This is a genomic window from Shewanella aestuarii, from assembly GCF_014647215.1.
GTDB lineage: Bacteria > Pseudomonadota > Gammaproteobacteria > Enterobacterales > Shewanellaceae > Shewanella > Shewanella aestuarii.
The window spans coordinates 138,140-163,842 of record NZ_BMOT01000008.1; the positions used below are offsets into that span (position 1 = coordinate 138,140).

19 protein-coding genes and 1 other RNA gene are annotated in these 25,703 nt (G+C 41.3%); 12 read left to right on the plus strand and 8 right to left on the minus strand.

What is annotated here, in order from left to right; genetic code table 11:
• Window positions 1-59: 59 nt before the first annotated feature.
• The 5 genes from IEY03_RS12865 to IEY03_RS12885 all read right to left on the minus strand — a co-directional run bounded on the left by IEY03_RS12865 (window position 60) and on the right by IEY03_RS12885 (window position 3,804).
• Complete coding sequence (locus tag IEY03_RS12865) at window positions 60-299, minus strand: hypothetical protein (RefSeq protein ID WP_188842312.1); 240 nt, start codon at window positions 297-299, stop codon at window positions 60-62.
• 69 nt (window positions 300-368) lie between these two features.
• On the minus strand, window positions 369-950 hold the full coding sequence (locus IEY03_RS12870) for a BON domain-containing protein (RefSeq protein ID WP_188842314.1): 582 nt from the start codon (window positions 948-950) through the stop codon (window positions 369-371).
• Window positions 947-1,540, minus strand: a complete 594-nt coding sequence (locus IEY03_RS12875; RefSeq protein WP_188842316.1) for a phosphoheptose isomerase — start codon at window positions 1,538-1,540, stop codon at window positions 947-949. Before IEY03_RS12875 ends, IEY03_RS12870 begins: the two co-directional genes overlap by 4 nt.
• 114 nt (window positions 1,541-1,654) lie before the next feature.
• Entirely contained in the window at window positions 1,655-1,981 is a 327-nt protein-coding gene (locus IEY03_RS12880) for a YraN family protein (protein WP_188842318.1), read from the minus strand.
• Complete coding sequence (locus IEY03_RS12885; protein ID WP_188842320.1) at window positions 1,978-3,804, minus strand: penicillin-binding protein activator; 1,827 nt, start codon at window positions 3,802-3,804, stop codon at window positions 1,978-1,980. The genes IEY03_RS12880 and IEY03_RS12885 overlap by 4 nt, the downstream gene beginning before the upstream one ends.
• Window positions 3,805-3,893: 89 nt before the next feature.
• Between IEY03_RS12885 and rsmI the strand changes: the two genes are divergently transcribed.
• The 6 genes from rsmI to IEY03_RS12910 all read left to right on the plus strand — a co-directional run bounded on the left by rsmI (window position 3,894) and on the right by IEY03_RS12910 (window position 12,957).
• Window positions 3,894-4,736 carry a 16S rRNA (cytidine(1402)-2'-O)-methyltransferase gene (gene rsmI / locus IEY03_RS12890; RefSeq protein ID WP_188842322.1) on the plus strand — a complete coding sequence of 281 codons (843 nt, stop codon included), beginning with the start codon at window positions 3,894-3,896 and terminating at the stop codon, window positions 4,734-4,736.
• 74 nt (window positions 4,737-4,810) lie between these two features.
• Window positions 4,811-5,156, plus strand: an RNA gene (gene rnpB, locus IEY03_RS12895) — RNase P RNA component class A.
• Between the two features lie 236 nt (window positions 5,157-5,392).
• Window positions 5,393-6,352, plus strand: coding sequence for a CHASE domain-containing protein (locus tag IEY03_RS17095; RefSeq protein ID WP_229778320.1), 960 nt, complete (start codon window positions 5,393-5,395; stop codon window positions 6,350-6,352).
• 8 nt (window positions 6,353-6,360) lie between these two features.
• Window positions 6,361-10,293: a PAS domain-containing hybrid sensor histidine kinase/response regulator gene (locus IEY03_RS12900; RefSeq protein ID WP_229778321.1), complete on the plus strand. Its 3,933-nt coding sequence runs from the start codon at window positions 6,361-6,363 to the stop codon at window positions 10,291-10,293.
• Entirely contained in the window at window positions 10,293-11,228 is a 936-nt protein-coding gene (locus IEY03_RS12905) for a diguanylate cyclase domain-containing protein (protein ID WP_188842330.1), read from the plus strand. The genes IEY03_RS12900 and IEY03_RS12905 overlap by 1 nt, the downstream gene beginning before the upstream one ends.
• A 262-nt stretch (window positions 11,229-11,490) precedes the next feature.
• Window positions 11,491-12,957, plus strand: coding sequence for a carbon starvation CstA family protein (locus IEY03_RS12910; protein ID WP_188842333.1), 1,467 nt, complete (start codon window positions 11,491-11,493; stop codon window positions 12,955-12,957).
• A 244-nt stretch (window positions 12,958-13,201) separates the two neighbouring features.
• On the opposite strand, the gene IEY03_RS12915 is transcribed toward IEY03_RS12910, so the two are convergent.
• Together IEY03_RS12915 and IEY03_RS12920 are read right to left on the minus strand one after the other, a co-directional pair.
• On the minus strand, window positions 13,202-14,866 hold the full coding sequence (locus tag IEY03_RS12915; protein WP_188842335.1) for a BamA/TamA family outer membrane protein: 1,665 nt from the start codon (window positions 14,864-14,866) through the stop codon (window positions 13,202-13,204).
• A 240-nt stretch (window positions 14,867-15,106) separates the two neighbouring features.
• Entirely contained in the window at window positions 15,107-16,327 is a 1,221-nt protein-coding gene (locus tag IEY03_RS12920) for a threonine/serine exporter family protein (protein ID WP_188842336.1), read from the minus strand.
• 314 nt (window positions 16,328-16,641) lie between these two features.
• Here IEY03_RS12920 and IEY03_RS12925 point away from each other — a divergent pair, with 314 nt between their 5' ends.
• The 6 genes from IEY03_RS12925 to IEY03_RS12950 all read left to right on the plus strand — a co-directional run bounded on the left by IEY03_RS12925 (window position 16,642) and on the right by IEY03_RS12950 (window position 24,321).
• Window positions 16,642-17,037 (plus strand): MAPEG family protein, encoded by a 396-nt coding sequence (locus IEY03_RS12925; RefSeq protein ID WP_188842338.1) that lies wholly within the window; start codon window positions 16,642-16,644, stop codon window positions 17,035-17,037.
• Between the two features lie 314 nt (window positions 17,038-17,351).
• On the plus strand, window positions 17,352-19,673 hold the full coding sequence (locus tag IEY03_RS12930) for a YgiQ family radical SAM protein (RefSeq protein ID WP_188842340.1): 2,322 nt from the start codon (window positions 17,352-17,354) through the stop codon (window positions 19,671-19,673).
• Window positions 19,674-20,104: 431 nt separating this feature from the next.
• The gene (locus tag IEY03_RS12935; RefSeq protein WP_373290868.1) at window positions 20,105-20,656 is read left to right on the plus strand and encodes a hypothetical protein; all 552 of its coding nucleotides are present in this window, start codon (window positions 20,105-20,107) and stop codon (window positions 20,654-20,656) included.
• 283 nt (window positions 20,657-20,939) lie between these two features.
• A complete protein-coding gene (locus IEY03_RS12940; protein WP_229778322.1) occupies window positions 20,940-21,488 on the plus strand; it encodes a TnsA endonuclease N-terminal domain-containing protein in 549 nt (182 codons plus the stop codon).
• Window positions 21,485-23,329, plus strand: coding sequence for a TnsB C-terminal domain-containing protein (locus tag IEY03_RS12945; protein WP_229778323.1), 1,845 nt, complete (start codon window positions 21,485-21,487; stop codon window positions 23,327-23,329). The genes IEY03_RS12940 and IEY03_RS12945 overlap by 4 nt, the downstream gene beginning before the upstream one ends.
• The gene (locus IEY03_RS12950) at window positions 23,329-24,321 is read left to right on the plus strand and encodes a TniB family NTP-binding protein (protein ID WP_188842346.1); all 993 of its coding nucleotides are present in this window, start codon (window positions 23,329-23,331) and stop codon (window positions 24,319-24,321) included. The genes IEY03_RS12945 and IEY03_RS12950 overlap by 1 nt, the downstream gene beginning before the upstream one ends.
• Here the strand turns inward: IEY03_RS12950 and IEY03_RS12955 are convergent.
• Window positions 24,318-25,703 carry a DEAD/DEAH box helicase gene (locus IEY03_RS12955; RefSeq protein ID WP_188842349.1) on the minus strand — a complete coding sequence of 462 codons (1,386 nt, stop codon included), beginning with the start codon at window positions 25,701-25,703 and terminating at the stop codon, window positions 24,318-24,320. The two genes, IEY03_RS12950 and IEY03_RS12955, sit on opposite strands and share 4 nt — an antisense overlap.

Genomic DNA, 25,703 nt, shown 5'->3' on the forward strand with positions numbered 1-25,703 from the left:
GGATGTGTCTTTTTCGGCATTATTCGCCCAATCGCCCAATCGCCCAATCGCCTAATCGTCTAATCGTCTAATCGTCTTCTGAGTGCAGAATGCAATGTCAGCGATGGTGTTGCTTGGTAACCCCAAGCACTCCTAAACTCGCTCATAGTGACTGCCGAATATACAGGGCTAATTGGGTGAGACTTATTGGCATGTTTGATAAACAGCAGGATGATTTGCCCGCTGTTAACCCAGTGCACTATCACTTCTTTAGTGGCTAAAGCTCGAAAGTAATAAACAGGAATTTTTCTAAGAAACATACTCTTATAGAAATAATAAAGCCTCTTAAAAAGAGGCTTTATTAAAGTTAGTCATGCTTTAGGCGATGATCAATCTTCTTCTTTAGGCTCAACATACTCAAATACTTTAATTACCTTACGTACACCTGCAGTATTTCGGGCAATCTCCACAGCCAGCTCGGCTTGACTGCGTTCAATTAAGCCAAGTAAAAACACTTCACCATTTTCAGTAATCACTTTGACACGGGTGATGTCTAAATCCTTTTCATTTAACATCCGCCCTTTTACTTTGGTTGTGACCCAAGTGTCATTGCTGCGGGTGGTAAATGAGGTTGGATTACCAATGCGAATTTGGTTGTGAATTTTGCCACCAATATTTAACTCTTGCACTGCTTTAATCGCTTTATCGCGCAGCATAGAGTTAGGTGCTTGACCAATCATTAACACATTACTATTCATCACCACGCCAGTGATATTGGTCTGGTTGCTAATGTCTTCATGTTTTGACAGCGCACTGGTGATTTCAAAATCAGCGTTAGTATCGCTTATTTGAGTAGACATACTACGCTCATCATTGGCCATTTTGGCGCCACCTACGGCGCCAACCATTACCGCTCCAGCACAACCTTGAAGTAACGCAAGTGCTGAAATGATGGCTACAAGCTTTATCATGCCTGCTCATCCTGTGGGAATAAGGTGCGATCAATGTTGTCGCATAAGCAATGAATCACCAGTAAGTGTACTTCTTGAATACGTGCAGTTACGTTTGATGGTACGCGAATTTCAACATCACCCGCACTCATTAAGCCTGCCATAGCGCCGCCGTCTTTACCGGTTAACGCCACAATCGTCATGTCACGGCTAAGAGCCGCTTCCATTGCTTTAATCACGTTACCAGAGTTACCACTGGTTGAAATGGCTAATAAAATATCGCCAGGTTGGCCTAATGCTAAAATCTGTTTTGAGAAGATTTCGTCATAGCTATAATCATTAGCAATTGCAGTAATCGTTGACGTGTCACAGCTTAATGCAATAGCAGGAAGTGGCGGGCGCTCGATTTCATAGCGGTTTAACAGCTCAGCAGAAAAGTGTTGTGCATCGCCGGCACTGCCACCATTACCACACGAAAGAATTTTGTTACCGCCAAGTAGACATTGCACCATCATTTCAGCAGCTTTTTCGATTGACTCAGGTAATGCTTCCGCCGCATCAATCTTAGTTTGAATCGATTCAGTGAAACTGTCTTTAATACGTTCTAACATGCAACAATCCTTACGATATAGAATTTTTACTGACGACAAACAAATAGGATGTCATTACCGTCAAGTGTGTGTCGATATAATGCCATAAATCAATGCTGCGGTAACTATTGAAGCTTAAAAACATCCCTTAATCCAAGTTATTTGTGCGTTATTATTGGCAATAACGTCAAATCGGCAGGGAGGGTGAATGCCTTCTTGTTGTAAATAAGCTTCAGCACAGCGTCGGATACGGTGGATCTGTTTGGCACCTAGTGCGTTAATCGCGCCACCGAAGGCTTGCGACTGGCGATATTTCACTTCAATGAACACTAATGTACGCTGGTCTTGCATGATGAGGTCAATCTCGCCGAACTTATAACGCACATTGGCAGCAACAAAGGTTAAACCTTGCTGCTGCAAATACTCACGCGCCTGCTGTTCGGCAAGTTTGCCATCTATCATAATGGCGTTAATTGACCTTGTTGATATTTGCCCCAAGTTAACTGGCGATCAATCAACCCGTTCGGTTGGACTGATAATGCACCGCTACGGCCATTGAGCTGATATCCAGGAAACGCCTGCATTTGTGCTAAACGATTGACTAATTCAAGCGCGTCATAGCCCATCACATATAAACGTTTTTGGCTGTTATTCCAGGTACCCCATAATGATTCAACCATACGAGTTTCATTGCTATTTTGCATTAGCCAAGGAATATCACTAATCATGACCTTGTTTAACTCTTGTGCCGATTGGTTGGACTCTTTTTCTAATCGACCGCGGCTAGAGGTGTAAAGTGCCACTGGTTCAGCAAAGACACTGAAGTTTACGTCTAAAAACGCTTTCAATAGCGATAAGTCTTGCGATGCCGAGATCATATAAATGGCATCGATATCTTGGCGTGAACGAAAGTCGGCTTCCAGTTTACTGCCTAATATTTCTTTCATTCGAGCAATTCTAGCTTGGCTGTCTTTAACGCCTAAGGCTTCTTGCACTGTTAACTTCATCTGATCGCCACGGTCGAAATAATGGATCTCCGCATTATTTTCAGTCAAAGATAGCCATGTCTGGTTAAAGCTTTCTGCCATACGTTTACCAATGGCATCATTGCTGGTTAACAGTAATGGTAATTTTATGCCATCAGCAAACATTTTTCTTGCTGCATCACTGGCCTCTTGCGCGGGTGATAACGAAAAATAAAATTGGTTTTTCTTCGGTTCAAACTGCTCTAACTGATTTAAATACAGCTGTGGAATAAGTTGCTCTTTTGCCTGATTAGCACGTTGTAACTCTTCAACTTCATTTGGCAGCAAAGGCCCAATAATAAAGTCTGCACCAATATCAGTTGCTTGCTGGTAGGCAGGTTGCACGCCTATTTGGCTGTCGATAAAGTGAACCGTAACGTCATTATCAAACTCAGCCATATAACTGGCTAAAATTCCCATTTTGATTGGCTCAGCGACAGCGGCTCTAGGGCCCGTTAAAGGTAATAGTACAGCAATGTTTTGCGGTCTAAAGGGCTTAGCATTGAGCGCTTTTTCTAAGTCTGTAGGTAATTTCATTGCGCCAGGGTGATGCGGATTATTACGCTGCCATTCACCTAAATAGCGTACCAGCTGAGTGGGTTCGATAGCGTAATGCTTAGCAATATAAGCCAGCTGTAGCCAACCTGAAAACACTGGGTTTGCGGGTTCACGCATAAAGGTCTGAATGGTTTCTTCTTGTAGTGGTTGCAATACTTTCCAAATCACATCATTTACCTGAGTTGATTCAGTTTTAGGTAAATAATTACTCAGTAAGCTGAGTTGTCTAATTTGATCGATAGGTTGTTGCAACGATTTATAAAGGCGTGCCTTGTATTGATGGTAAGTCGCCATTTGCCAACGAGGCAGTTGCCAATGCGGTGGATATTGCAGCAATGATAGCGCTGCTTGTTTATTTTGTACTTTTTCGACAATACGGGCATTTAAATAAATATGCTCAGCCTGAATAGTCGGCACCTTGACCATACTTTTCTGCATTGATACCAGTATGTTGCTGGCAGAACTATAATTACCGTCATTAATGTATGCGTGCGCTGCTAGCAAAAGGTAGCGGTCACGTTTTTCTGGAAGGCTGCTTTTGCTGGCCTCAGATAAATAAGTGCTTGCCGGTTGCTCAACCGACACCAAAGACGTATTCACAATTGTGTCGGGATCAGTGGTTTTAGTCGTTGCACAACCAATCAATAATGTTGAAAGTGTCAGTGCCGATAGAAATTTAATTGAAATCAGTCTTTTTAACACAGGGCTTCACTCTGGTAAGATATTGGCTTTAGTTTAACCTGCTCTTACGCTGGGCGAAAGTCTTGCATAAAGAGATTATTGAGGTAGTTATGGATCAAGCCGCAGCACTGTATATTGTGCCCACACCCATTGGCAATTTAGCGGATATCAGTAGCCGTGCAATTGAAGTGCTAAATCAAGTCAGCTTGATTGCCTGTGAAGATACTCGCCACAGCGGCAAGTTGTTAAGCCACTTTGGCATCGAAACCCGTAAAACGGCACTTCATGACCATAACGAACGTGACAGAGCACAATGGATTATTCAAAAACTGACTAACGGCGAAGCCGTTGCGCTGATATCCGATGCGGGTACGCCGCTCATTTCAGATCCGGGTTATCATCTGGTTAAACAGGTGCGTGAAGCAGGCTTTAACGTGGTGCCATTACCTGGACCATGTGCTGCAATTACCGCGCTTAGTGCCTCAGGTTTACCTTCTGATCGATTCTCATTTGAAGGTTTTCTACCTTCAAAAGAAAAAGGCCGAATTGATAAATTATTAGCTCTAAAAGAAGACCCAAGAACCTTAATCTTCTATGAATCACCCCATCGGATAGTACATAGCTTAGAGTCCATTGTCGCGACATTAGGTGCTGACCGTGAAATAGTGATGGCCCGTGAAGTCACCAAAACCTTTGAAACGTTTTTATCTGGCCCTGCAGCAGATGTCTTACAACAGGTAAAAGATGACTTGAATCAGCAAAAAGGTGAAATCGTGTTGATGTGTCATGGTCACAGAACCGATAGCGAGTCAGACATTCCTGCGGTAGTGGTAAATACCTTAAAGCTTTTATGCCAAGAGCTACCCCTGAAAAAAGCTTCAGCCCTAGCAGGTGAAATCCACGGAATTAAAAAGAATGCACTTTATAAATATGGCCTAGAAATCGGTCTGTAGGCTTAACTTGGTAGGTTTGCGGTAAAGTCATATTTTAGATGGTTTGTTGCAGTCGCTTACGTTATAATCCGCGCCGAGTTGGCCAGACAGTTGCCGCGTACGTAAGTACGGGGAGGAAAGTCCGGGCTTCAAAGAGCAGGGTACCAGGTAACGCCTGGGCGGTGTGAACCGACGACAAGTGCAACAGAGAGAAGACCGCCAATCTTCGGATTGGTAAGGGTGAAAGGGTGCGGTAAGAGCGCACCGTGCGGCTAGCAATAGTCCGTAGCAAGGTAAACTCTACCCGAAGCAAGACCAAATAGGGTCCCGTATGGCGCTGCTCGCGTTGGGACCGGGTAGGTCGCTTGAGCCTGTGAGCGATTGCAGGCCTAGATGAATAACTGTCCACGACAGGACCCGGCTTATCGGCCAACTCAAACCTTTCTATTAAAAGGCCTCATAGCAATGTGAGGCCTTTTATGTTTCTGTCTGAAACGTCCTTTTTAGCATGATTAAGCCTTATCTGTATCATTGCATCTATCTACTTCTTACATCGAGTTTAGCGGCTGTGTAGCTTTTTACTGAGGATGTTTCTTGATTGTTACTTATTTCGGCTGGCGAAATCTTTCTGACTAGTCCAGAATCATAACTCTATGATTTTAAGAAATTAGGCGATTATGGATTTGTCTTTGGGGTTACAAAAAGCGGCAAAATTAGGCACAGTTGTGTTGGTAATTGGCTTAGCGATGAGTGCTGCGTTAGCCTGGTGGGTGAATGAAAGCAACCAGCTAGCGATTAATAAAGCATTGCAAGAGACTTCAGAACAAATCAGCCGTAATGTGCTAGAGCGTATTACGCTTTATCAATATGGTTTACGCGGCGCTCGGGGCATGATTGTGACAGCTGGCGAGGATAATGTATCGCGTGAGGGATTTGTTCACTACAGCTTAACCCGTGAAGTCGATAAAGAGTTTCCTGGAGCGCGTGGATTTGGTTTTATTCGCCGCGTGTTACCTGAACAAGAAGCTGCTTTTGTGACTAAAGCTCAGCAAGATGGCTGGCCTGTTTTCGCTATTCGTCAGCTTGCCCCCCACGATGATGAGCGATATGTCATTCAATACATTGAACCTGTTGAACGAAATTATTCTGCCGTGGGCTTGGATATCGGCTCAGAGAAACAGCGCCGTGATGCCGCCGATGCTGCGATGTTATCGGGTGAGGTCAGATTATCTGGACCTATCACCTTAGTGCAGGCAACTGGCAAACCATTACAATCTTTTTTGATTTTAATGCCAATTTATCGCAGTGGAGCGACTCCAGCTAACAATAATGAGCGTAAAGCGCAGGCATTTGGCTGGAGCTATGCCCCACTAGTGACCAATGAAATATTAACCGGTTTAGATTTAAGTCAAAAAACAACTAAATTACAGCTGAGTGATATCACTCAAGCGGATAATGTGATTCAGTTTTATGAAACCGATGCAGACAATACCCATATTCACGCTAACTATCAGTTTATTTTGAATGAAGAGATATTTGGCCGAAAATGGCAATTTAAAATCACAGCTTATCCTGAGTTTATTACCCAATTACACCTTAGCCGTCCGAGTTTAATTTTTCTTATTCTGCATTATTGAGCTTGTTATTGGCTGCACTAGCCTCTATTTGGTCACTAGGCATACAACGTAAACAGCAAATGTTGGCAGAGCAAGCAAGACGGGCGAATATGCTCGAGCATTCGCTTGATGGCATTATTAGTTATGATCTTGATGGCAAGGTGACGAGTTGGAATAAAGGGGCTGAGCGGCTATTTGGTTATAGCGAATCAGAAGCGATTGGCTCAGAAAGCGCAACACTGATTGTTCCTAAAGAAAAAGTATCCTATGAGAAAGCCTCTTTTCGTAAAGTGCTAATCGGTGAAACTGTCTTAAATCAGGTCTCAAAACATCAATGTAAAGATGGCCGGCTATTGTCTACCTCGATGACCGCATTGCCTATTGTAGATGGTGAGGGCGATATTATCGGTATCAGCCAAACACTGCGCGACATTACCGCCCAGCAAGATGCTGAATTACGCATTATTAAATCCAATGAAAGCTTGGAATTAAAAGTTACCGAGAGAACCACAGAGTTACAACAAGCGATGTCAGAGAATCGGGCGTTATTACAGTCCATTAACAATCAACTAGTTTCCACCGTAACCGATACCGATGGCGTTATTTTGGAGGTTAATGATTACTTTTGTCGAATGAGTGGTTACTCCCGTGAAGAGTTGATTGGCAAAAATCACTCTATTTTAAAATCAGGTGAGCATGATAATGATTTTTGGCAAAACATGTGGACTCAAATTAAGTCTGGAAGCTCTTGGCATGGAGAGGTTTGTAATCGTGACAAACTAGGGAATATTCATTGGTTCGATACGGTCATTGGTCCTGTAATGGATGAAAAGGGCAACATTGAACGTTTCATTGCCCTAAGTACTGATATCACAGAGCGTAAATTTACCCAAATTGAGAAAAATAAACTTAGCTCGCTGTTAACTAACGTGTTAGATGCCGCATCAGAAATGTCAATTATTGCGACCGATGAAAATGGCATTATTACGATTTTTAATCGCGGGGCTGAGTTATTACTGGGCTACGAAGCCAAGGAATTAGTCGGTATCAGCAGTCCTGCATGCTTGCATGTCCTCGAGGAAGTACAGACCAGATCTGAAGCGTTATCTGCTGAATATGGTATTAATATTGAAGGCTTTGAGACCTTTATTCACAAGGCCAAGAACGAAGGGCCTGAAACCCGTAACTGGACTTATGTGCGTAAAGATGGCTCACAGTGCCAAGTATCATTATCTGTCACCGCCATGCGCGATAACCAAGGCAATGTTTTAGGGTATCTAGGTATAGGGGTGGATATCACTCAAACGTTATTACAACAAGAGGCGCTATTAACTGCCAGTAATCATTTGAGCAAGGCGTCTGATGTCGCTAAATTGGGGATCTGGACATTTAATTTACAAGACAATAGCTTAGAGTGGAATGATCGTATGTTTGCTATCTATGATCAGCCGCTAACCTTGCGAGATGAAGGCTTGAAATACCAGCACTGGTTAATGCAGATTCATCCCGATGATATTGAAATGGCAGAGCAAAAACTACAGGATGCGGTAGCGGGTTATGGTACCTATGATCTGGTATTTAGAGTATTTAAAGCTGATGGTGGCATACGTTATGTGCAGGCCGCAGCTCAGATTGAGCGCGACAAGCATGGTAACGCGTTAAGAGTAATAGGTATTAACCTTGATGTGACTGAACAGCGAGAAATTGAAGCCACATTGCGTGAAGCCAAGCAGCAGGCAGATGAAGCCAATGCAGCAAAATCGGCGTTTTTAGCCAACATGAGCCATGAAATCCGCACACCAATGAATGCGGTCCTTGGTATGTTGCAATTGATGTTACATACCACTATGTCTGCCCAGCAGCAGGATTATATAGCTAAAACTCAAACCGCGGCTAAATCCCTATTAGGTTTGTTAAACGACATTTTGGATTTCTCTAAAATTGAAGCCGGTAAATTACTGTTAGATCCCCAGCCTTGCGAAATTGAAATGCTAATGCGAGATCTTGCCGTGGTGTTGTCGGGTACTTTAGGAAACCGAGATGTTGAAGTGATCTTTAACCTCGACCCTAACATCCCATCTTGGTTACTTATTGATAAGCTGAGACTTCAACAGGTATTAATTAATCTTGCGGGTAATGCGCTTAAATTTACCCACACTGGGCAGGTGATCGTTGGCATTGAATGTCTAGATGGAGCTGAACATAACAGAACCCTGCGTTTTTCAATTACAGATACCGGAATTGGTATTAGTGAAGAGCAAATTGGCCGTATTTTTACCGGCTTTGAGCAGGCCGAATCTTCTACTTCAAGACGTTTTGGTGGCACAGGACTAGGGCTTGCCATTAGTAAACGTTTAGTCGAACTTATGGGGGGAGATCTTCTTGTTAAGAGTGAGCTAGGGCAAGGCAGCTGTTTCTGGTTTGATGTGGTATTGCCTGCGTTACCGACCACAACAGAAGTGGAGATAGATATCCAAGGCAAACACATTTTGGTGGTGGATGATAACCGAACCACGACAGATATTTTAGCCAAAATTTTACAAGATTTTGGCAGTGAAGTGGAATGTGTCCATGATGGCGCTCAGGCGATTGCCCTATACGAGCAAGCCGCTAAAGCACAAACGCCTTTTGATGTGGTATTGATGGACTGGAATATGCCAGACCTCAACGGCATTGAAACGGCACGGCAATTACACCAGATTGCTTTGGCTGCAAACTCTACAGCACCAGCTGTGATTATGTTAACCGCCTACAGCGAAGAAGTGTTAAATCATACCGATCCCGAAGGCGTTTCACCTTTTGCCCATTTTTTAACGAAACCTGTCACCTCGCAATTATTAGCTGAGTCCATTAACCAAGTGTTGACGGGCAAGATCACATTGGCACCGGTGCAAATGTTGTCACAAAAGCGTTTGCAAGGGTTAACCATTCTCGTGGTTGAAGATAATCAGCTAAATAGGCAGGTTGTTGACGAGTTATTGACCCTTGAAGGGGCCAAGGTCGTATTGGCTAAAGGAGGCATTGAGGGGGTCGCATTGGTCACTCAAAGCCAACAAACATTTGATATCGTGATTATGGATGTGCAGATGCCCGATATGGATGGTCTTGAAGCAACGCGACTTATTCGATCTGATAACCGTTTTGAATTAATACCTATTCTCGCCATGACAGCTAACGCATCTCAATCAGATAGGCTTGATTGTATTGCTGCGGGTATGAATGATCATATTGGTAAGCCAATTGATATGCCAAAGCTTATCCCAAGTATACTGGCGCTGGTGGGGCGCGAGTTTAATCATTTCGAGCACGATAATACCGTGGTCGAAATAAACCGCTCGGCTTTAACAGAATCCTCTAGCAATGCACCATTATTTGATAGCCTAGAACAAACCCTCAGTCGCTTTGGGGGCAATGAAGCCTTCTTCAAAAAGATGGCGCATGAATTTGAGACTGAATTAAATAAACAATTGCTGCAGTTAAGCGATGCCGTTATCAAAGAAAATAACGCTCAGATAGCAGCAATAAGCCATGGGCTTAAAGGGTTTTCAAGTAACTTTGGCGCTAAAGCCTTAGCCAACTTTGCCGCCTATCTAGAAGCCCAATGCAAGCAAGGTGAGCCAAACGCGCAGCAATTGAGAGAGTGGGCTGAGAGATTAAGTGATTTAGCCCAAGAAAGCGTGCTGCACCTTAACGATTACCTTGCTGAATCGTCATCTAATGAGGCGAATTTAATACTTCAAAAACACTCTAACAGTTCAATTGACGGGGTAGAGCATGACACTATCATGTTATTAAAGCAGGCGTTGCAGCAGAGTAATCTTGAGGCAATGACATTAATCGAAGATGCTACCAATGTCCTGTCCCATCATCCTAGGTGGACTGAATTATACTCACTTGTTCAAACGCTAGAGTTTGACAAAGCGTTAGCGGTACTCACAATGATTGAAACGGAGCTGAGTTAATGTTGCAAGCTCAATTATTAGATTTAGACGATGGTGTAAAAGGTAAAATCTTATTGGTTGATGATCAACCAACCACGATTAAAATTTTACATCAATTGTTCAATAAAGAATTCGACATGTATATGGCAACAACAGGCGCACAGGCGCTTGATGTATGCCAAAAGGTTAAGCCAGATTTAGTGTTATTGGATATTGAAATGCCAGGCATGAATGGCTTTGAGGTATGTGAAACATTAAAGTCGGATCCGTTAACCGCTAATACTGCGATTATTTTTATCACTGCCCATTTTGATGAAGCGCAAGAAGTAAAAGGATTTCAATTAGGCGCGGTTGATTTTATTCATAAACCCATCAATAGCATCATTACCACCGCAAGAGTGAAAAACCAGTTTTTGTTAAAGCGACACTCAGATTTACTGCGTGCCATAGCGTTACAAGATAGTTTGACTGGCGTTGCGAATCGACGTCAGTTTGAACGATCATTACCCGACTCTTGGCGTCATTGTATTCGCCATCATCAGCCTATGTCTTTAGTGATGTTAGATGTCGACTTTTTTAAGCGCTATAACGATAAATATGGCCATCAGCAAGGTGACGATTGTTTGCGTTTAGTTGCTCAAGCAATCCGCAGCGTTGCAGGCCGTCCATACGATTTGGTGGCGCGCTACGGCGGTGAAGAATTTGTCTGTATTTTACCAGACACTAACCTAGATGGTGCGTTATCCATTTCCCAGAAAATGATTGATGCCGTTCAAGACTTAGCGATTGAACATACTGATTCAACTATCTCAAATACCGTGACAATCAGTGCTGGCGTAGCGACAATTTATCCCAAACTTGATTCGTCATGGGAACATGTCCTCAATGAAGCCGATAAACAACTTTATTTGGCTAAAAAGGCAGGTAGAAATCAAGTGCGAGGTGTTTCGCTGTAATCGATTAATATGTTTTACCGCGGTTTGGAGCAACCTTGTAATCATTGTTTATCTCAGGCAGCGGTTTGATCATTTTGATGAGAGCAATGGGAAGGGATGTTACAGCGGAATACAAAGCCAAAATTGGGCTAGATTAAGGTGAAAAATGTGAACTCAAATCACCTGCATTAGACCTTAGTATAAGGCTGTCTACCTTGACCTAACAGAGCAAGTCGTTGACACTGCACAGTACTATAACAGCCTACCTAAATGGATAATCACTATGTTGATCTTTTTCATATGTATTGCACTACTCGTGCTTGCATATAAGTTCTATAGCCCTTTTGTTGAACGTCAAGCGGGCATAGACCCAACAGCCAAAACACCGCAAACGCGTTTTAGTGATGGTGTTGACTATGTTGAAGTCCATCCTGTTAAAGCCTATTTAATTCAATTTTTAAACGTGGCTGGTGTTGGTCCAATTTTCGGTCCAATTTTAGGTGCCTTATATGGTCCAATCGCGCTAGTGTGGATTGTTATTGGTAACATCTTAGGTGGTGCGGTTCATGACTACTTCTCAGGCGTATTAAGTATAAAAGAAGACGGTAAAAGTTTGCCTGAAATTGCAGGGCATTACTTTAACGTGTTCTTTAAAGGTGTAATGCTGGTATTTACTGCAATGTTGCTGTTTTTTGTCGGCGTTGTATTCATTATGAGTCCAGCCGGTTTATTAAGTAATTTAAGTTATTTTGAAGGCACCTTCTTAAGCGGCAATACTTTTTGGGTATTGGTGATTTTAGGATATTACTTTCTCGCTACCCTGTTACCGATTGATAAAATCATTACAAAATTATACCCAGTATTTGGCTTGTTAATGATTGTGATGACACTGTCATTAGCCGTGGCATTATTAATGAATGCACCACATTTACCAATGGCTGAAGACTTTTTAGCGTATTTTGATCACAGCCATTACAACAATGATTTACTCGAGCCAAACCCGAATGGCTTGCCTGTATGGCCTTTACTGTTTGTTACCATTACCTGTGGCGCAATCAGTGGTTTCCATTCGACTCAAGCACCGATTATGGCGCGTTGTTTAACCAACGAGAAATATGTTCGCCCTGTTTACTTTGGTGCAATGATGTCTGAAGGTATTGTTGCCTGTGTGTGGGCTACAGCAGGTATTGCGGCGTTTCCAGGTGGTTATGTCGAGCTTAAACAGATCCTTGACCAAGGTGGCCCAGGATTAGTGGTAAACCAGGTTGCAACCAGTTACTTAGGTGTCATGGGTGGCATTATGGCGATTATTGCCGTGGCGATTTTCCCAATTACCTCGGGTGATACGGCATTTCGTTCATTACGTTTAACGATCATTGATGCCTTTAACATTCCACAAAGTATGCGTAACCGTCTATTGTTAGCCGTGCCTATTTTAGCCATTGCGTATTTCATGACTAAAATTGATTTCACCTTAATCTGGCGTTATTTCGCATTCTCAAACATGTTGTTATCTACCAGTGTGTTGTGGTTAGCGACTAAGTACCTATTTGATCGTGGTACCTTCCATTGGATTGTGAGTATTCCAGCGATTATTGGTACCAGTATTACCGTGTCTTATATTATGACCGCCGGTATCGGCTTAGGATTGCCTATGGAGCTAAGCCAGCCTGTGGGTATTGCAGTAGGTGTTGCCTCATTGATTGCTTTGATTATTGCACACCAAAAGCGTAAGCCTGTGACAGCTTAAACGTGTTCAGCTAAAAAAAGACCTTGCTTATGCAAGGTCTTTTTTATTGGCGCAATCTTCCTGTAATGCGAGTGCACCATCTTAATAACACTTGCCGCGGCAAGTTAATCACTGAGGAACTCAAGAGCTGATTAAGATTCGATTATCTGTGATTTGCTGAGCAAGCATATATAGCAGTGCATGAAGCGGTGTTTTTACATTCAAGTAAAATGCAGCATCACATCAGATACTGCAAAGGCAAGAATTAGAAGTGGTCTTTAATCTGGAATCTAAATTCCCAGTTATTAACATCTTGGCCAGAGGTGAAGGGTTTGGCGATATCAATATGAGCGATATTGCCGTAGCTAGATTTAGATGAGTAAATGCGCGCACCAATGCCTATGCTACCTATAGGGTTGTTGGTTTCATTAAACTCATCTGTGCCACCAAATGCTTGGCCGACATCGGAAAAAAGTGCCCAGCCTAAATCAGCTAATTGATATAAATTGATATTAGGGTAGTTTCTCAGCTCTGCAGTAAAGACCCATTGATGATCACCATGTTGATAGTCATTAGGGTAACCTCGAATACCTGTTTCATCACCTAATGCGAATGTTCGGTCGAGGTAATTATTATTTGAAGTGGCTATGCTGGCTTTGGCAAAAGCGGTCCATTTATCTGTGATGTTATAAAAGTATTCAGAGGCTAATGAGACATTATAAAAGTCAGCTTGGCTGGTAGCGATATCCGCCTCACCCGTTAGCTTAAGTAAAAAAAGATGCGCATCGGACTGCCATCCACGGCTACTTAACACATTAAGGTGATAACCTAGGTTTGAACCATCAGCAATATCGTTAGTTTCTAAGCCTAGTTTGATGGTGTGATGCCAACCTAAATTAAAGTCTTCATTATTACCGATTAAGTGAATGTTATTCAAAACGGTAAAATCATCTTGTAAATATTCAAATCCAGCCCAAGGATAGACAAAATCGCGGTCAAAAGGTAAGTCGCTTTGCGGGAAAGCGTCAATATTGTCAAATTGATGCTTATCTTGGGTGATACCAAAGGTAAAGCGTGTTAACTCATCGGCTTCTTTACTCAATAACCAACCATATCCAACATCGATGTAATTTAAGTTATGTTCAAACTCGTTAATATTAATACCATTCTGCCTCGTAGTATCAATACGTTTATCTTGAGACCAAGCTGCGCCATACATATTTGGGGTATTGAGGGCATAAAAGGGTTTATAAAAAGCGAGTGAGGTAGCCTGACCATCACTATTGTCATAAAAGTCCGCCGCAACGTAAGCATGTTTGATGACTTTTAAGGGCGCGCTAAAGGCAAACTTATAACCAGTACGGTTCTGATCTGATTGATATTTTATACGGGTGTTAATGCCTAAACCTAGCAAGTTATCTTCTTTCACACCAAACGAGTATTTGGTGTTACCGCCACTTGAGCTTAGGCTGACGGTGGGTAAAAGAGACCAATTGTCCCATGTTTTTACCAATATGGTTTGATCTGTATCGGCATCTGCATCAGGCGCTTTTTGGGCGACAGTGATTTTCGCATCGCGGATATAAGATTCTGAACGCAATAAACGCTGGGCTTCTTCTAAATCCCTTTGAGTCACCTCTTCACCGACATGAAAACTTAAATTATCTATGATGGTTTCGTCTGTAGTATTGATATGCAGGTAGTTTGCCCAGCGGTGAATAAAAAATGATTCTGGGTCTGATTCATCAAAAATAGGGTTGCTTTGAATAACAATTTTACTGACTTTTACCCTTGATGGCGTTTCATCATTTGCGGTACTGGCATTTTTTTCGATTTTGGCTGAATCGGCAGTATTTACAGCAGTTGCGGATGCGGCTAATGGAGTAAACAATAAGGCGACACTGAGTGCTGTACAACAAGCTTGGGTCATAAATATTCCTTATTATTTTAATGAGTCGAGCATAATTGAACTAACAAAGTGTGTAACATTTCTGTTAATTCGCAAGGTTAATAACACACCTGAATCATTTTATAGTCAAGTGTTTAAGTTGCTTTGTCTGAATTGATTTTTGTTGTATGACTGTTGAAGAGCGTTAACTGATTTTATCTGGCGGTAAATGATTAAGGCAGCATTATCTGCTGCCTTAAAAATGAATATTTTAGCGATAAACTATAAAGAACGTCGAGGCGGAACCACTACGTTTGCAAAAATTAATCCAGCAATTAATGACATAAATATCAAAAATATTTGCGAACCAAGATGTGCTTGATTCAACATGGTTTCACCTGATATCAAAGCATTGAGACCGATATATGTTTTGCTGCCGGGCACTAAAATCACAATGCCCTGAAGCAAAGCAATAGAGACAGGAGCTTTCATCCAACGGGCATATAAATTGGAATAAATGCCGACGGCTAATGCGCCTACAAAAATACCAATAGACTCACCTAAATAAATCCCCCCTAACATCGCGGAGAAAAATGCCACAATACCGGCAAATACGCCCCATGGAGAATCTTTTAGGCGTGCTTTAAAGATGATCACTAACGACATGGACAACATGGGTACCGCTGACCAAATCGCCCATCTAGGAAGTGGCTCAGGATCAATATAAATCGCTTCACCAAAAATGGCTTTACCTATGGTCATGCCAAGTACCGCACCAAAATACAGTTTAAATAACTGCATTACCGCATCCATAATTCTGGCGGTACCTGATATTAAATCTCGTGCTGCTAATTCAGCCAAGCCTAGGGTTAAAGCAAGGCCGGGAATAAAGATAATAATCCCTGATAAAATGGTGACAGGCAGATTGATGCTGGCATCAAATTGAGCAATGGCGCAAGCTAAAATAGCCACAACGACAGCGGCCAAGGGCTCTAGCATTTCTGCTACTCGTTTTGAGTGTTCTGCCCAAAACACCAATCCATAAACAATTAAGCCTAACATGGCCGACCAAAAAACATCATGCCAACCAGTGCCCATTAGCATTGCGAAAGCACCCGCACTGGTTCCAAAAGCCAATAAAGTTAATTTATGGCCGTAAGGATTAGGTTTGTTGGCAATTTCTTCTAACCTATCGAGCGCTTCTTGCAGGGTACGCTGGCCTGAGCTGAGTTCTTCGACCAGCTCAAATGTTCGCGCTAATGAGCCTAAATCTAAATCGCCGGGCTTAACCCTGGCTACATGGTTATATTCTTGCTCGGTGTCATGTTGTAAAACAAACGTCATCGAGGTGGGTGAGATCAGAAAGTAACCCTCAATACCTAAAGTATGCGACACAGTTTGTAAGTGCGATTCAAGGCGATAAGCTGGGGTACCGAACTTATGTAAAGCTTTACCTAATTTTATGATAAACCTACGTTTTTCGATAAAGTCTTGATTATCCACTGGCCGTTAGTCACTCTTAATTTATATAGGGTTAATAATGCAGCGAATAGTAACTGATCCTTAACGATTAATCGATAAAGGATTTACCTTTCACAGGCTTGTGGCGCATTAAAGCTGACTGTCATTTTTAGTTTAAATACACAGCAAACATCAACCTAAGCCTTACTTGCTGATAATCAAGTTGCGTCGTTCAATCTGTGATAAAAGGGGGGAACATGACTGTAACCAGTCTAGACTAGATTGAAGATTATTCTATTAGGATTGTTCCGCTATTTATCGTTATTATGATGTGACAATAATATGAAGGATCACATATGACATTATTAATCACAGGTTTATACGCCAGTTTAACTGCGCTGCTGGTCATTGCACTGGCATACAGGGTCGTTAAATTTCGCCGCTCAAATGCCGTTGGTATCGGTAATGGGGATAATAAAGAGCTGGCTTTAGCGGTAAGGGTTCATGGTAATTTAGTCGAAAATGCGCCGATAGTGTTGATACTGCTGGCAGTGGCAGAAAGTCATCAAATGCCAGATTATCTGCTGCATTGTTTTGGTTCTATTTGGGTATTTGCGCGATTAATTCATGCTATTGGATTAACTCAAGGAAAAGGCGGATACCACTGGGGACGTTTTTGGGGGGTGTTATTAACCTGGATTATTCTCTTAAGCCTTGCGGTAAGTAATATCGGTTTCTTTTTAGGCTTTTAGCCACAGACTTGGTTTGTAATCATTTGCTGCAGCGTTATTGCTTATTCATGTTAAATAACGGCATGTTACAAGCTTTTTTTACAGCAAATGGTCACAAACTGCTTTAAAATTCACCCCAAAAGTGAGATTGCCCCTAACTATATAAAATGAGTGGTATTTTACTATTTCCACTTATTTTATAAGGGTTTTGTCTATACTGAAACCACAAAAATATTTCACATCTGCTGCTTTTTTAGTCACACTTACCCCTTGCCAACTGATATACTCCGCGTCCGCTTATATTGGCGTATTTTTCAATTTTTTAGGTCATACACATGCAAGTTGAGTCGACATTATTTAGTTATCCCAAGTTTTGGGCCGAAAGCTTTGGCACTGCGCCATTTCTGCCTATGTCTCGCAAAGAAATGAATAAGCTGGGATGGGATAGTTGCGACATCATTATTGTCACGGGGGATGCTTATGTGGATCACCCCAGTTTTGGTATGGCCGTTATTGGGCGCATGTTAGAAGCCCAGGGCTATCGTGTTGGGATTATTTCTCAACCAGATTGGTCAAACAAAGAAGACTTTATGCAGTTGGGGCGGCCCAATCTCTTTTTTGGTGTGACCGCCGGCAATATGGATTCGATGATCAACCGTTACACCGCTGACCGTAAGTTGCGTCATGATGATGCTTACACAGCGGGTGATATAGGCGGTAAGCGCCCAGATAGAGCGGTAACGGTTTATACACAACGTTGTAAAGAAGCTTTCAAAGATGTGCCGGTAGTTATTGGTGGCATTGAAGCCAGTTTACGCCGTATTGCCCACTATGATTATTGGTCAGATAAAGTCCGTCGCAGTGTTATTTTTGATGCCAAAGCCGATATTTTGGTTTATGGCAATGCTGAACGTCCGTTAATGGAGGTTGCTCGTCGTATCGCCAGTGGTGAATCTATTGGTGACATTGATGATGTTCGCGGCACCGCCGTGATGCGTAAAGAAGCCATGCCAGGTTGGCGTGGTATGGACTCACGTAAAATTGACCAATTGCATAAGATTGATCCTATTCCGAATCCCTATGGCGCTGATGATGTTGGCTGTGAAAAATTATCAGGCCCAAGCGACAAGAAAATTTTTGATAATGATGCGCCAAAAGCAATCAGCATTCAGCCTCCGCGCCCTAAGCCGTGGGAAAAAACCTACGTTTTATTACCTGCCTACGATAAAGTCGCGGGTGATAAATACCTCTACGCCCATGCTTCACGTATTTTGCATCAAGAACAAAACCCAGGTTGTGCCAGAGCGCTTTTTCAACCCCATGACGCTAACCGTGGTGTCTGGGTTAATCCGCCGGCATGGCCATTAAATACTGACGAAATGGACGCGGTATTTGATCTGCCGTATCAGCGAGTACCGCATCCTGTGTATGGCAAAGAAAAAATCCCTGCTTATGACATGATCAAAACCTCGATTAACATTATGCGAGGCTGTTTCGGTGGATGTTCATTCTGTTCGATTACAGAGCATGAAGGACGGATTATTCAAAGTCGTTCTCAAGAATCGATTATTAAAGAAATTAAAGACATTCAAGAAAAAGTACCTGGCTTTACAGGGGTCATTTCTGATCTGGGTGGCCCAACGGCCAACATGTACCGATTAGGCTGTACCAGTGTTAAAGCTGAAACAACGTGTCGTCGTCTATCCTGTGTGTATCCTTCAATTTGTGGTCATTTGGGTACAGATCATAAACACACAATTGATTTATACCGCGCTGCGCGTGATGTGCCGGGGATTAAAAAAGTGCTTATCGCGTCTGGCGTGCGCTATGACTTAGCGATTGAAGACCCAGACTACATCAGGGAATTGGCCAAGCATCATGTGGGGGGCTATTTAAAAATTGCACCCGAACACACTGAAGAAGGTCCGTTAAGCAAAATGATGAAGCCGGGAATGGGTACTTACGACAAGTTTAAAGAATTGTTTGATAAGTTCTCAAAAGAAGCGGGTAAAGAGCAATTTTTAATTCCGTATTTTATCTCGGCGCATCCTGGAACCACCGATGAAGATATGGTGAATTTGGCATTATGGCTTAAAGGTCAAAAATTCAAATTAGATCAGGTGCAAAACTTTTATCCATCACCCATGGCAAACGCGACCACGATTTATCACACTGAGCTGAATTCACTCAAAAACGTGAAGCACACCAGTGAGCAAGTCAGCGTGCCTAAAAAAGGTCGCCAGCGTAAATTGCATAAATTCTTGTTACGTTATCACGATCCTGCAGGTTGGCCGATGATCCGTGAGGCGTTAATTGCTATGGGTAAAGAATCGCTTATTGGTAATAGTCCACATTGTTTAGTGCCGCCAGAAACCCGTAATGAGCAAAACCGTCCTAAGTGGGGGCAAAAGCCAAAGCCTGCGAGCAAGCAAACATCGCAAAAAGCGATGACACGTTTCTCATCAAATCAATTTGATGACCGAAAAGGCAGCGATAGTGACTCAGCGGGTAAAACGAAATCCAAGCCTAAGGCTAAACCGGATGCTAAGGTTAATGCGAGTAAAGAACAGATCAAGCCGTCTCGAAAACCCGCGAGTAAAAAGAGTGGTTCTGGTAATGCAAAAGGCTGGGCTACGCCATCAAAGCACAAGCGTTAAGCTTATTGATTAAGTAACCGCGAGTCGTTTATGACGCATAAAAGCCGTGCCGCTAATCGCACGGCTTTTTATTAACTCGACTCTGGCTGGATCCCAAGGCTGTAAACGGCTTTGTTTGGTTTACTTTGACTTGACTAAAAGGATGAGTAAAGATTTTTAAGTATTTATATTCAATAGTTTACATTGGAATTTAATCTTTGTACTGATAACGAAACTGATTTACGCGTCCATAGCGGGTCTACTATAAGTCAATTCAACGCAGTTAGCGGTGCAAGAAGCTGCTTGATCTGCATTTATTATCCTTAACTGAGGTTGATTACTTTTATTCAGGTTCAATTCAAAAAAAACTGCTAAGGTTGCCATTCTTCCCCATATTAATAGGCATAATAATGACAAGAACTCCTATCAAAATCGCCCTATCTATATCGTTAATGACCAGCTCTTTTTTGTCAGTTTCAAGCTTTGCGGCAGAGGATATCCACAACCAGTATTTCGATGCTTTAGCTGCCCATTGTGGCAACGCTTATGAGGGAGTGGTTACCGCAGGCAATAGTGCCGATGATGGTTTTAGCGGCAAAAAACTCATCATGCACGTGCGTGAATGTAGCGACAGAGAGTTAAAAGTGCCGTTTCATGTGGGTGATGATCACTCGCGCACTTGGGTGATCAGCAAAACCGATAATGGTTTACGTTTAAAGCATGATCATCGTCATCAAGATGGCACAGAAGATAAAGTGACTATGTACGGTGGTGATACAGTTGATTTAGGTACTGTTACCCAACAGTCATTTCCTGTGGATGCTGAGTCGATTGCTAATTTTAAAGAAAACGGCCTAGATCAGTCAGTGACCAATGTATGGCACATGTACATTGAGCCAAGCACCTTTAGTTATCGTCTTACTCGTGAAAATCGTGATTTTAAAGTCGACTTTGATTTAACCAAACCTGTTGCCTTGCCGCCAACGCCCTGGGGGCATAAGTAATGTCGCTGAACCCATACATTGTCATAATGCACCCATAGTGTGACAAAATTAACCCATATAATGACATAAAAATGCATTTTGTAATTATATTACAGAATGCATTTCTTTTAATATCATCACCTTGAACTATTAATAACCCATGTATTGACAAATTTTTGCATCTTAGTACACTAAATATACTTTATTCGTGCGAATTTAGCTCATGTATATAAGAAGCTTACGCAAACCATCACCGAACAAAAACGTATTTAAATTCGCTAGCGCAAAAGTTAGCGAAACGATAATGTGTGAGAGTTCATTGGAGTTTGATGCGTGTTTTCATCACGAATACAATGATTTTATAGAGGTGTTTGGCAGTCAGCCTGAAGGGTTTTATTACGATTTTGAGGGCAAAAGATTGCCCTATACACCTGATGCGATAGTTCACTTTATTGATGGGACTGTAAAGTTCCATGAATACAAACCTTACAGCAAAACATTCGATCCAATCTTTAGATCTAAATTTGTAGCCAAGAAAGCGGCTGCTCAGTCTTTAGGAGCAGATCTTATATTGGTAACAGAACGACAAATCCGCGTAAATCCTATTCTAAACAACCTTAAAATTTTGCATCGCTATTCAGGTATCCATGGCTTGAATGAAATGCAAATTGAATTGCTTAAGCTGATTAAAGAAACGGGTAAAGTTAGTGTTAATGATGTGGCAGTAAAACAATCATTAACATTAGGTGAAACTCGCTCACATCTGTATTCCCTTATACATCAAGGGTTAATTAAGGCTAACTTAAGCCAAGATGATCTCGATTTCAACCCAACGGTATGGTTCGTAGAATGATGCAATTTAAAGATGAGTTCAGTGAATTTGAATCAGCTAAGAAGCCTGATACCTCTACTCAATATCTGAAGCTAGAAGATACAGTATTAGTCAAAAGAGACTTAGATACCTTTCCTAACCTTTTAAAAAAGAAAGCACTCGATAAATATCAACTCATTGCCTTCATAGAAAAAAAATTAATTGGTGGATGGACTCAAAAAAATCTAGATCCAATTCTTGATACACTTTTTGCTACTGCTATGGAAAAACGTCCTAACTGGCGAACGTTAGTCCGTTGGCGGAAAAGCTACATTGACAGTAATGGAGATCTCGCGTCATTAGTCGCTAAGCGCCATAAAATGGGCAACCGAAAGAAACGAGTTGAAGGTGATGAGGTGTTTTTTGAGCGAGCGTTGTCTCGTTTTTTAGATGCAAAACGACCGAAAGTCACAACAGCCTACCAGTACTATAAAGATGCCATCACTATTGAGAATCAAAGCATTGTGGATGGACAAATTCCTATCATTTCTTACAAAAGCTTTAACCAAAGAATAAAGTCACTACCTCCTTATCCTGTTGCAGTGGCACGGCATGGTAAATTTATAGCAGATCAATGGTTTTCTTATTGCTCATCGCATATTCCCCCAACGCGAATATTAGAGCGGGTAGAAATTGATCACACACCACTTGATCTTATTTTACTTGATGATGAGTTACTTATCCCACTAGGCAGGCCATATTTAACCCTAATCGTCGACGTCTTTAGCGGTTGTGTTTTAGGGTTTCACTTAAGTTATCGATCGCCTTCATATGTTTCAGCGGCCAAGGCAATAGTACATGCAATAAAACCAAAATCATTTGAAGGTCTAAATATCGACCTTCAAAATGAGTGGCCTTGCTTTGGTAAATTTGAAAATCTTGTGGTGGATAATGGTGCTGAGTTTTGGTCAAAAAGTTTGGAGCATGCCTGTCAAGAAGCCGGTATAAACATTCAATACAACCCCGTTCGTAAACCTTGGTTGAAGCCTTTTGTAGAACGTTTTTTCGGGATGATTAACGAGTGCTTTTTAACTGAAATACCAGGTAAAACCTTCTCGAATATTCTAGAAAAAGAAGACTATAAACCTGAAAAAGACGCCATTATGCGTTTCTCTGTCTTTGTTGAAGAATTTCATCGTTGGATAGTGGATATATATCATCAAGATTCAAACTCACGTCAAACCCGTATCCCCATAAAACAGTGGCAACATGGTTTTGATATATACCCACCGTTACAGATGAAAGTGGAAGATGAAGAACGTTTCAATGTTCTGATGGGGATCACAGACGAAAGAACGTTAACTCGAAATGGTTTTAAATATGAAGAGTTGATGTATGACTGTACTGCTTTGGCCGATTACAGAAAACATTACCCACAAACCAAAGAAACCATCAAAAAAATCATAAAAGTAGACCCTGATGATCTATCAAGTATCCATGTTTATCTTGAGGAATTAGGTGGTTATCTTAAAGTCCCCTGTACTGACAATAGTGGTTACACCAATGGTTTGAGCCTCCATGAGCATAAGGTGATTAAGCAAATTAATCGTGAGGTTATTCGGGAAGGCAAAGATAATTTGGGGCTAGCTAAAGCCCGTATGGCAATTCATGCTCGAGTTGAGCAAGAGCAAGAGGCATTTATTGCGTCTAAAACAAAAGCTAAAATTACCTCAGTAAAAAAACAGGCTCAACTGGCTGATATTAGTTCAACAGGTAAATCTACAATTGTTCTCCCAAAGAATGAACAGCAGAAGAATGTAAGCTCTTACCAAGTAGATGCAGATACAGAAGACGATTGGAATATGGATTTGGAAGGGTATTGATGACTAAATTGACGCCTGAACAGCAAATTGCTCTTAAAGAGTTTGGTACTTGTTTTCTTGAACTGCCAATTGTGATTGAAATTTTTGAAGATTTTGATGACTTGAGGTTCAATAGAGGTTATCAATCTGATCCTCAATGTATGATTCTTACTGGTGAGGCAGGATCTGGTAAATCATTTTTAATTCAAGAATATAGGCGAAGAGTGAACTTTTCAAGTAGCTCAAGGCGTTCTGAAGTACCAGTGCTCATTACAAAGGTTTCGAGTAATAAGGGACTAGACAATACTTTAGTACAAATATTGTCAGATTTAGACACTTTTGGGTGCCACCAAATAAAAGGGCGTATAAAAGTCGATTTGACTAAAAAAGTTGTTCAAGAATTAGTAAAATCTAAGGTCGAGTTACTTATAATTAACGAATTTCATGATTTGGTTAAGTTTAAAAATTACCAAGAGCGTCAGGTGATTATGAGTGCACTAAAGTTTATTAGTGAGGAAGCAAATATTCCAATTGTATTAGTTGGAATGCCTTGGATGGAATATATAATTAATGATTCTGAATGGGATTCAAGACTTCGTCGTAAGAAGCACTTGAGTTATTTTAGTTATAAAGCTAAAAAAGACCGTGATCATTTTAGAGAACTTCTAGTTGGCTTTTCGAAAAGAATGTCATTTGATTCTCGTCAAATTTTGCACAGTAAAGAGTTAACTCGAGCACTCTTTGCAGTTTGTCGAGGAGAGTTAAGGCAGCTAAAGAGCTTTTTATATGAAGCTTATAAAATGGCATTACAGAATCACGAGTCTACTCTAAACAAAAAAGCACTTGCTAAAACTTTTGATAAACTAGGTTGCAAACATCTAGAACGAAACCCATTTGAAATCGAGTTTGATGAAATTCCTATTCCAGTGTTTTTGTTCCCTTCAAAATACAATCCGGACGCTTTAGAAGAAAAAGATGAAATTGTTCCAGTGAAATTTGAGTACATTCTTTAATGAACATCAAACATCCTTACTATTTGCTCTTTGTATCGTCCTAATAAGGCTAGATTGTACAGATTTTCTTCTTCAATATCTGAGAGCTGACTAGTTATACCGGCATCAGCAGAAAGCGATAAATTAAAGATACATAAATCAGTCATGTCTTGGTTATCTTTTACCTTGTCGGCGAGATGAGGGATTTTTAAGTCTAATTCTTGTGTCTCGCTTTTTTGAAATATCACTGATTTATATGGCAAATCTTGGTCTATTCGATAAGCAAATTCCGTTAGGTTAGCCTCAGCCAAAGTGAATAACCAAGCTTGTTGAATCTCATTAGAAGTGACACGCAAAATTCGTCCTAATACTTGACGGTAATGCATTTCAGTTTTTATGTGGCTTAAATGACAGCAAACTTGCAATCTTGGTACATCAGTACCCTCTGATATCATGCCAACACTCACAATCCATTGTGTTTGATTGTGCCGGAAGGTATTGATAATGCTAGATGGTTGCTTTAAATGTGAAGTCACAATGCTGGCGGTTTGGTGTAAATCCGTCACCAGTGTTTTATAGATCTGTTTTGCATGTTTGATTGACGATGCAACAACTAAACCTCCAGCAGTAGGGTTGGTTCTACGTAATTCAGCAAGTTTTTCAACACTTTGCCTCAATACATAATTAATGACTTGCTGATTAGCTATTAATTCTTGAAAGCTGAATTTAGAATCTACTAATAATTCAGATAATGAAGAAAAAACTTTAGTTTCATCATCATTAGATAGTGAAATTTGTTCATTATCTATTAGCACGATATTCGGCTCTCGGCACACTCCATCAGCAATAGCCTCTTTTAGGCCGTAGATAAAATCACAGTGAATTGTATTATCTGGCTCAGTGAATTTGGATAATACAATTGGAGCCGCATCTGATCGCCAAGGTGTTCCAGACAGTGCTAAAGTAAATGAGGCTTGATTTTGAATGTTGATAAGTACTTCTTCTCCCCAAGCATTCGCGTTGGCTAATTCGTTACCCTTTAGATGATGCACTTCATCCATAATAACCAGCACCTTATGATTCTTAAGTAATTGCCAAAAACCTTTTGGAATCGAAGTCATTGATTGATAAGTATAAACACCGCCAATAGCGCCCATTAAACCATCAAAACGTCGATTCAACCTTGTTGAAAACGTCCTTTTAATACTTTCATTTACTTCTGTTGACGGTGAAAAACACAAAACAAAATCTACAGCCCCTAGTTGAATTAATGTTGCTGCTAACTCTACTGCCATTATTGTTTTCCCAGCTCCTGGCGTTGCTAAGCACATAAAATGATTTTGTGTTTTATAAAGATTTAAGGCCTTTTCAACACAATCATGTTGCCATTTTCTAAGTTTCAC

Coding starts and splice junctions, on each gene's coding strand:
- IEY03_RS12865 (WP_188842312.1), bottom strand. CDS start 299: ATGTTTCTTAGAAAAATTCCTGTTTATTACTTTCGAGCTTTAGCCACT.
- IEY03_RS12870 (WP_188842314.1), bottom strand. CDS start 950: ATGATAAAGCTTGTAGCCATCATTTCAGCACTTGCGTTACTTCAAGGT.
- IEY03_RS12875 (WP_188842316.1), bottom strand. CDS start 1,540: ATGTTAGAACGTATTAAAGACAGTTTCACTGAATCGATTCAAACTAAG.
- IEY03_RS12880 (WP_188842318.1), bottom strand. CDS start 1,981: ATGATAGATGGCAAACTTGCCGAACAGCAGGCGCGTGAGTATTTGCAG.
- rsmI (WP_188842322.1), top strand. CDS start 3,894: ATGGATCAAGCCGCAGCACTGTATATTGTGCCCACACCCATTGGCAAT.
- IEY03_RS17095 (WP_229778320.1), top strand. CDS start 5,393: ATGGATTTGTCTTTGGGGTTACAAAAAGCGGCAAAATTAGGCACAGTT.
- IEY03_RS12905 (WP_188842330.1), top strand. CDS start 10,293: ATGTTGCAAGCTCAATTATTAGATTTAGACGATGGTGTAAAAGGTAAA.
- IEY03_RS12910 (WP_188842333.1), top strand. CDS start 11,491: ATGTTGATCTTTTTCATATGTATTGCACTACTCGTGCTTGCATATAAG.
- IEY03_RS12915 (WP_188842335.1), bottom strand. CDS start 14,866: ATGACCCAAGCTTGTTGTACAGCACTCAGTGTCGCCTTATTGTTTACT.
- IEY03_RS12925 (WP_188842338.1), top strand. CDS start 16,642: ATGACATTATTAATCACAGGTTTATACGCCAGTTTAACTGCGCTGCTG.
- IEY03_RS12930 (WP_188842340.1), top strand. CDS start 17,352: ATGCAAGTTGAGTCGACATTATTTAGTTATCCCAAGTTTTGGGCCGAA.
- IEY03_RS12935 (WP_373290868.1), top strand. CDS start 20,105: ATGACCAGCTCTTTTTTGTCAGTTTCAAGCTTTGCGGCAGAGGATATC.
- IEY03_RS12940 (WP_229778322.1), top strand. CDS start 20,940: ATGTGTGAGAGTTCATTGGAGTTTGATGCGTGTTTTCATCACGAATAC.
- IEY03_RS12945 (WP_229778323.1), top strand. CDS start 21,485: ATGATGCAATTTAAAGATGAGTTCAGTGAATTTGAATCAGCTAAGAAG.
- IEY03_RS12950 (WP_188842346.1), top strand. CDS start 23,329: ATGACTAAATTGACGCCTGAACAGCAAATTGCTCTTAAAGAGTTTGGT.